This is a genomic window from Streptosporangium sp. NPDC002607 (assembly GCF_053592655.1).
On the sequence record NZ_JBSFWD010000083.1, the window covers coordinates 22,772 to 29,115 of the forward strand.

6 protein-coding genes are annotated in these 6,344 nt (G+C 71.9%); all 6 read left to right on the forward strand.

Features of this window, described 5'->3' with window-relative positions:
• Positions 1–12 precede the first annotated feature (12 nt).
• The gene (locus ACWD3H_RS44535) at positions 13–798 is read left to right on the forward strand and encodes an ABC transporter ATP-binding protein (protein WP_355556403.1); all 786 of its coding nucleotides are present in this window, start codon (positions 13–15) and stop codon (positions 796–798) included.
• Positions 795–2,387, forward strand: a complete 1,593-nt coding sequence (locus ACWD3H_RS44540; protein WP_451959331.1) for an AMP-binding protein — start codon at positions 795–797, stop codon at positions 2,385–2,387. Before ACWD3H_RS44535 ends, ACWD3H_RS44540 begins: the two co-directional genes overlap by 4 nt.
• Entirely contained in the window at positions 2,388–3,188 is an 801-nt protein-coding gene (locus ACWD3H_RS44545) for an SDR family NAD(P)-dependent oxidoreductase (RefSeq protein ID WP_355556409.1), read from the forward strand.
• Positions 3,175–4,341, forward strand: a complete 1,167-nt coding sequence (locus ACWD3H_RS44550) for an acyl-CoA dehydrogenase family protein (protein WP_451959332.1) — start codon at positions 3,175–3,177, stop codon at positions 4,339–4,341. Before ACWD3H_RS44545 ends, ACWD3H_RS44550 begins: the two co-directional genes overlap by 14 nt.
• Positions 4,338–5,468, forward strand: coding sequence for an acyl-CoA dehydrogenase family protein (locus ACWD3H_RS44555; RefSeq protein WP_355556415.1), 1,131 nt, complete (start codon positions 4,338–4,340; stop codon positions 5,466–5,468). The genes ACWD3H_RS44550 and ACWD3H_RS44555 overlap by 4 nt, the downstream gene beginning before the upstream one ends.
• The coding region (locus ACWD3H_RS44560) for an acyl-CoA dehydrogenase family protein (protein WP_451959333.1) at positions 5,465–6,344 on the forward strand (880 nt) is incomplete at its 3' end. The genes ACWD3H_RS44555 and ACWD3H_RS44560, both read left to right, overlap by 4 nt.

The following is a 6,344-nucleotide window of genomic DNA, read 5'->3' on the forward strand; positions in this document are numbered from 1 at the left end:
GACTCTTCGGCGGTGCGAACCGAAGCCCTCGACGTCTGGCTGGGCGGCACGCACGCCGTGCGCGGCGTCACCGTGGCGTTCGCGGAAGGGGAGACCTCGGGCCTGGTCGGCCCCAACGGCGCGGGCAAGAGCACGTTGCTCAACTGCATCAGCGGACTCGTCCCCGCGAGTTCGGGCGAGGTCTACCTGTACGGAGACCGGACGACCGGGATCAAGCCGCATCAGCTCGCGCTGCTGCGGATCGGCCGGTCCTACCAGGGCGCCCAGCTCGTCGGCGAGCTCTCGGCGGTGGACAACGTGATGGTGGGCGACCATGTGGGTCTCCGCACCGGCCTGGTCTCGGCCGCTCTCGGCCTGCCCAGCGCCCGCAGAGCCGAGCGCGCCGCCCGGGACCGCGCGCTGCACGCGCTCGAACGGGTCGGTCTGTCGCAGTACGCCCACCGGCCCGTCAAGGAGCTTCCGTACGGCATCCAGAAGCGGGTGGACCTGGCCAGGGCGCTGGTCAGCGACCCGCGGTGCATCCTCCTGGACGAGCCGATGGCCGGGCTCTCGCGCGCGGAGAAGGAGGAGGTGGTGGAGGTCCTCGCCGGCCTCCGGGTGGACGGCGGGCCGACCCTGGTCGTCGTGGAGCACGACATGCGGGTGATCAACCAGCTCTGCTCGGACGTGGTGGTGCTGGCCGCGGGAGCCGTACTCGCGGTCGGGCCGCCGGAGACCGTCCTGAACTCCCCGGAGGTCGTCGCGGCCTACATCGGACGTGGCGACAGCCGCTCGGAAGAACAGGTGGGTAGCGAGTGAACCCCCTTCCGCGGCTTCTGGACACCTGGCTGGGCGGCGGTGCCGCACTCCGGGTGGACGGCGCCGACGTGCCGGAGGCGTCGCTGATGAGCAGGGTGTGCGCGGTCGGCGAGCAGTTGCGTTCGCTCGGGGTCGGCAGCTCGTCCCGGGTCGCGACCCTCATGGACAACAGCGAGGAGGCGATCGCCGTCTGGTTCGCCTCGGCGCTGCTCGGCTGCCTGGAGATACCGCTCAACACCAACTACCGCGGCGAGCTCCTCACCTACCTGCTGCGCGATTCCGGGGCGCAGGTCGTCTGCTGCGACGCCCAGCACCTGGCCACCGTGCTGGCGTGCGTGGCGGGCACCGACGTCCGCCACGTCCTGGTGTCCGGCGGCGCGGCCGAAAACGTCCCCGGGAGGACGACGGTCCACGCGCTGGCCCCCGCGTCAGGTGCGACGGACTTCGGGAGGCTCGCTTCGGCCACGGCGTCGGGTGTGGTCCTCTACACCTCCGGCACCACCGGGCCGTCCAAGGGCGTACATCACTCGCAGGAGTCGTGCGTCGAGCTGGCCCGTGCCGTCGCGCGGCTCAACGGCTACGGTCCCGGCGACACCCTGCTCAACTTCTTCCCGCTGTACCACCAGAACGCCCGGTACACGGGCGTCGCCGCCGCGCTCGTCGCCGGGTGCGGCTTCCAGCTCGACCGCACGTTCAGCAGCTCGCGGTTCTGGGAGATCTGCCGCGCGGGCGAGATCACCGCGTTCAACTACCTGGGCTCGGTGCTGGGGATGATCCTCAAGGCGTCGCAGGAACTCGGCGACACGCAGGCGCGTGACCACGCGGTCCGACTCGCCTGGGGCGCGGGGGCGCAGCGCGAGGTCTGGGCCCGGTTCGAGGCCCGCTTCGGCGTGGCCATCACCGAGGTGTACGGGCTGAGCGAAGCGCCGATGGCGACGATCAACCGCTCCTCGGATCCCTCCCCCGTGGGATCCGTAGGTCGTGAGGGGGACCTTTTCGAGGTGCGGGTGATGCGGCCGGACGGCCGGCAGGCGGACCCGGGAGAGGTCGGCGAGATCTGCCTGCGCCCCAAGCGGCCCGACATCTTCATGCGGGGGTACCTGGGCAAGGACGGGGACACCGTGGCGGCCACCCGGGACCTGTGGTTCTGGTCGGGCGACTCGGGCTGGCTCAACCCGGACGGGGATCTGTTCTTCAGCGACCGCATCAAGGACGCGATCCGGCGCAAGGGGGAGAACATCTCGGCCTGGGAGGTCGAAACCGTGCTGCTCGCGCAGCCCGGTGTCATGGACTGCACCGTGTACGCCACCCGCCCGGACGCCTCCGGCGAGGACGAGGTCGCCGAGGACGAGGTCGCCGAGGAGGAGGTCATGGTGGCCCTGGTGCTGGCGTCCGGGGCCGACCTGGACGAGGTGATCGCGCGCGCCGCCGAGGACATGCCCCGCTACGCGCTTCCCCGGTACTGGCGCGTCCTGCCCACGCTTCCCCGGACGCCGACCCACAAGGTGGAGAAGGCGCGCCTGCGGGCGGAGGGCCTGACCGCCGGCGTGGTGGACCGCCTGACAAGCAACGATTCAACGGACAGGTGAGTGAACCAAGTGGACTTGGACATCAAGGGCCGGGTGGCGATCGTCACCGGCGGCAGCAAGGGCATCGGCCTGGCCGCCGCCGAGGAGCTCGGCCGGGCCGGCGTCAGGCTGCTTCTGTCGGCTCGGGGGGAATCCGAACTGACGGCCGCGGTGGACCGGCTGCGGGACATGGGGATTGACGCCGTCGCGCACGTCGCCGACGCCGCCCGGCCCGGTGCCGTCGACGGCATGTACGAGGCCGCGATCGCCGCGTACGGCCAGGTGGACATCGCGGTGTGCGTGGCCGGCGGCGGGCACGGCCCGCTGCGCACCTTCAGCTGGGAGGAATGGATCCGGCTGTACGAGCTCAACGTGCTCAGCGCGGTGGCTCTGGCGATGAAGTGCGTACCGGCCATGCGTGAACGGAAATGGGGCCGTGTCCTCTTCGTGGGATCGACCGCCGCCCGGGAGGCCGACCCGCGCTGGGCGGCGTACGGCGCGGCGAAGGCCGCACTCCTGCACACGGCGAAGTCGCTGGCCCTCGCCTACGCCAAGGACGGGGTCCTCACCAATTGTGTGCATCCGGGCCTGACCCGGACCGAGGGAATCGTGGCGGGCTACCAGGCACAGGCGGAACGCCTCGGCTCGACCCCCGAGGAGGTCGAGCGCCGCATGCTCGAACTCCAGCCCATCGCGGCGGGACGGGTCGGCGAGGCCCGCGAGATCGCGGACGCCATCGCCTTCCTCTGCTCGGCACGGGCGTCGTGGATCGCGGGCGCGTCGCTCCAGGTGGACGGGGGAACGATCCGTGTCACTCCCTGAGCAGGGTACGGATCTCGCCGGCGAGGTGCGGAACTGGTGCCGGTCCCAGGATGCCGCCGGCTGGCGCGACCGCATGAGCGCGGCGGACCCGGCGGAGCGGGCCCGGCTGCAGCGGGCGTGGTTGCTCCTGCTGGCCGAACAGGGCTACGCCGTCCCACACTGGCCCGCGGCCTGGGGCGGCGGCCGGTCGCGAGCCGAGCAGCTCACCATCGCCCGCGAGCTCATCCGGGCCGGCGCCCCCCGGCTGGACATGTACTTCGTCGCGCTCTACCACGCCGCGGCCACGCTCGTCACCGCCGGCTCGGACGAGCAGCGGGAGGCGTACCTGCCGGCGATCCGCAACGGGCAGCGGTGGTGCCAGGGATTCTCCGAACCCGGCGCGGGCTCCGACCTGGCGAGCCTGCGCACCCGCGCCGAGCGGCGCGGCGACCACTACGTCGTCAACGGCCACAAGACGTGGTCCAGCAGCGCGGAGTTCGCGGAGATGTGCCTGCTGCTCGCCCGCACGGGCGGTCCGGGACGGGCCGGCATCTCCTACTTCCTGCTCGACCTGTCCTCGCCCGGCGTGTCCGTCCGGCCGATCCGGAACGCGAGCGGGCACGACGAGTTCTGCGACGTCTTCCTCACCGATGTCGAGATTCCCCTGACGGCCCTGGTCGGCGCGGAGAACGAGGGCTGGCGGATCGCGAACGCCACCCTCGGCGAGGAGCGCGGGCTCACCATGCTGGAGCGATCCGAGGAGATGGTCGCCGGCCTGCGATACCTGACGCTGGAGGTGGCCGCGCTGCCACCCGAGGAGCGGGGCGCCGCCCTTGAGGCGCTGGGGGCCTATGCCGAGCGGGTGGAGTCCTTCCGGCTGCTGGTCGCCCGCGTCCTGGACGCCTCGGTCGACGGTACGGACACCGCCGCGGCCTCCATCCTCAAGATCGTCTACAGCGAGCTGCTGCAGGACATGAGCAGGGAGGGACTGGCCATGGCGGGACTGGCCGGGCACGAAGGACAGCATGGCTGGTCGGGCACGTGGCAGACCGGGAACTGGTTCGACGACTACCTGCGATCCTGGGAATGGACCATCGGTGGCGGCACCAACGACATCCTCCGCAACGTCGTCGGCGAGCGCATCCTGGGCCTGCCGCGAGGAGGCTCCCGATGACCGACGAGCGTTCGAGTTTCCGGCAGGTCGTGCAGCGGGTGCTGGCCGACTCGTGGCCACCGTTGGCCGAGTACGCCTCCGGTGTGCTTCCGCCGAACGCGGAGCGGCTGCGTAAGGTGTCGGACGAGCTGGGCTGGTGGGAGCTGGAGGACGAGGACGGCGGGTTCGGGTTCGCCTCGATCGCCATCCAGGAACTGGGCGGTGCCCTCGGCCCGGGAGAGCTGCTGGCGGGCCTGTCCGTCAACCCGGTGATCGGCCGCCTGCCCGGGCTCGCGGCGGATCCCAGCGGGGTGGCGTGCTCGTGGCGCGACTCCGAACCGCGCCGGAACGCGGCGCCGAGGCTTGACACGCGGGGCGGCGAGGTACGCCTCTCGGGTGAGGTCTCCTGGTGCCTGGGCGCCACGGACGACGTGGCGCACGTGCTCGTTTTCGCGGCGGACGCCGGCGAGCCCGTGGCCGTCCTGGTCAGGTCCCGCGGAGACGGTGCCCGGCTGGAGCCGATGAGCGGCTCCGACCCGACGCGGAGGTTCTGGCGCCTGGTCATGGACGGTGTTCCGCTCGACGAGCCAGGGGTCCTCGCCCGGGGTGATCAGGCGCTCGCCCTGCTACGCGCGGTCGAGCAGCGCATCTCAGTGGCCCTCGCGCTCGACAGTCTCGGGATCGCCAGGAGCGCGCTCGCGCTCACCGTGGCGTACGCGAAGCTCAGGGAGCAGTTCGGGGCGCCGATCGGTTCTTTCCAGGCGGTCAAGCACCGCTGTGTGGACATGTTCGTCCTGGTCGAGTCGGCCGATGTCCTGGTGGAGGCGGCGGTGGCGACGGTGGCGTCCGGCGACCCGCTCGCGCGGTCCGGCGTCACGTCGCTCGCCATGGCCAAGGCGGCGAGCTGTGACGCGGCGGCCGAGGTCACGCGGCTGGCCCTGCAGACCCACGGGGGCATCGGTTACACCTGGGAGCACTCCTGCCACCTGCTCGTTCGGCGGGCGAAGCTCAACCAGGCACTTGGCGGGAGCACCCGGTCGCTGCGGCGGGCCGTGGCCGGCGGTCTGCTGGACGGGGTTCTCCCGGCCACGCAGGGGCCTTCCGCCACTGACGGCACAGATATTCCAACGCGGGGTGAGAGGAGATGACAGCCGTGCTCGACTTCACCATGGGGGAGTCCGCCGCCGAGCTGCGTGGCAGGCTGCGGCGGATGGTGGCCGAGTTCTTCCCGGCGGACTTCCTGGGGGCCTTCACCGACGATCCCGCCGACCTGGCGATGACGCAGCGCTTCTCGCGTCTGCTCGCCGACGAAGGACTGCTGACGGTGGCCTGGCCCCGCGAGTTCGGCGGCTCCGACGGATCGGTCTGGGAACAGACGGTGGTCCGCGAGGAGATGTGGGCGCACCACGAGCCACGGGGGGCCCAGTACATGGGACTGAACTGGGTCGGCCCCGCGATCATGGCCTACGGGACGGCGGAGCAGAAGGCTCGGCACCTGCCCCCCATCGCGACGGGTGAGGCGATCTGGTGCCAGGGGTTCAGCGAACCGGAAAGCGGATCGGACCTCGCCTCCCTCCAGACGCGCGCGGTGCGGTGCGGCGATCACTGGGAGATCACCGGGCAGAAGATCTGGACCTCCTACGCCGGCATGGCCGACTGGTGCGTCCTCGCCGCCCGGACGGGCGCCAAGGACAGCGGCCGGCGGGGCATCTCGCTCTTCCTGATCCCGATGGACCGCGACGGCATCACGGTCCGGCCGCTCCGCGCCATGCTCGGCCCGCACCACCTCAACGAGTGCTTCTTCGACTCCGTCGTCGCGACCGACGGCGAGATGCTCGGCGAGCTCGGCGCGGGCTGGAGCGTCATGAAGGAGGCTCTCGCCCACGAGCGCGTCGGCATCGCCAGGTACGCGCGCTGCGAACGGCTGCTGTGGTTGCTGCGGGACGTGGGGCGCCCCCCGGGGGGGGGGGACGACCGGCGCCGGCGGCCCGGGGGGGGGCCGGCGGGTGGTGATAACCCAGGCG

Excerpts from the sequence above, each read along its gene's own strand:
- ACWD3H_RS44555 (WP_355556415.1), top strand. The coding sequence starts at position 4,338 with ATGACCGACGAGCGTTCGAGTTTCCGGCAGGTCGTGCAGCGGGTGCTG.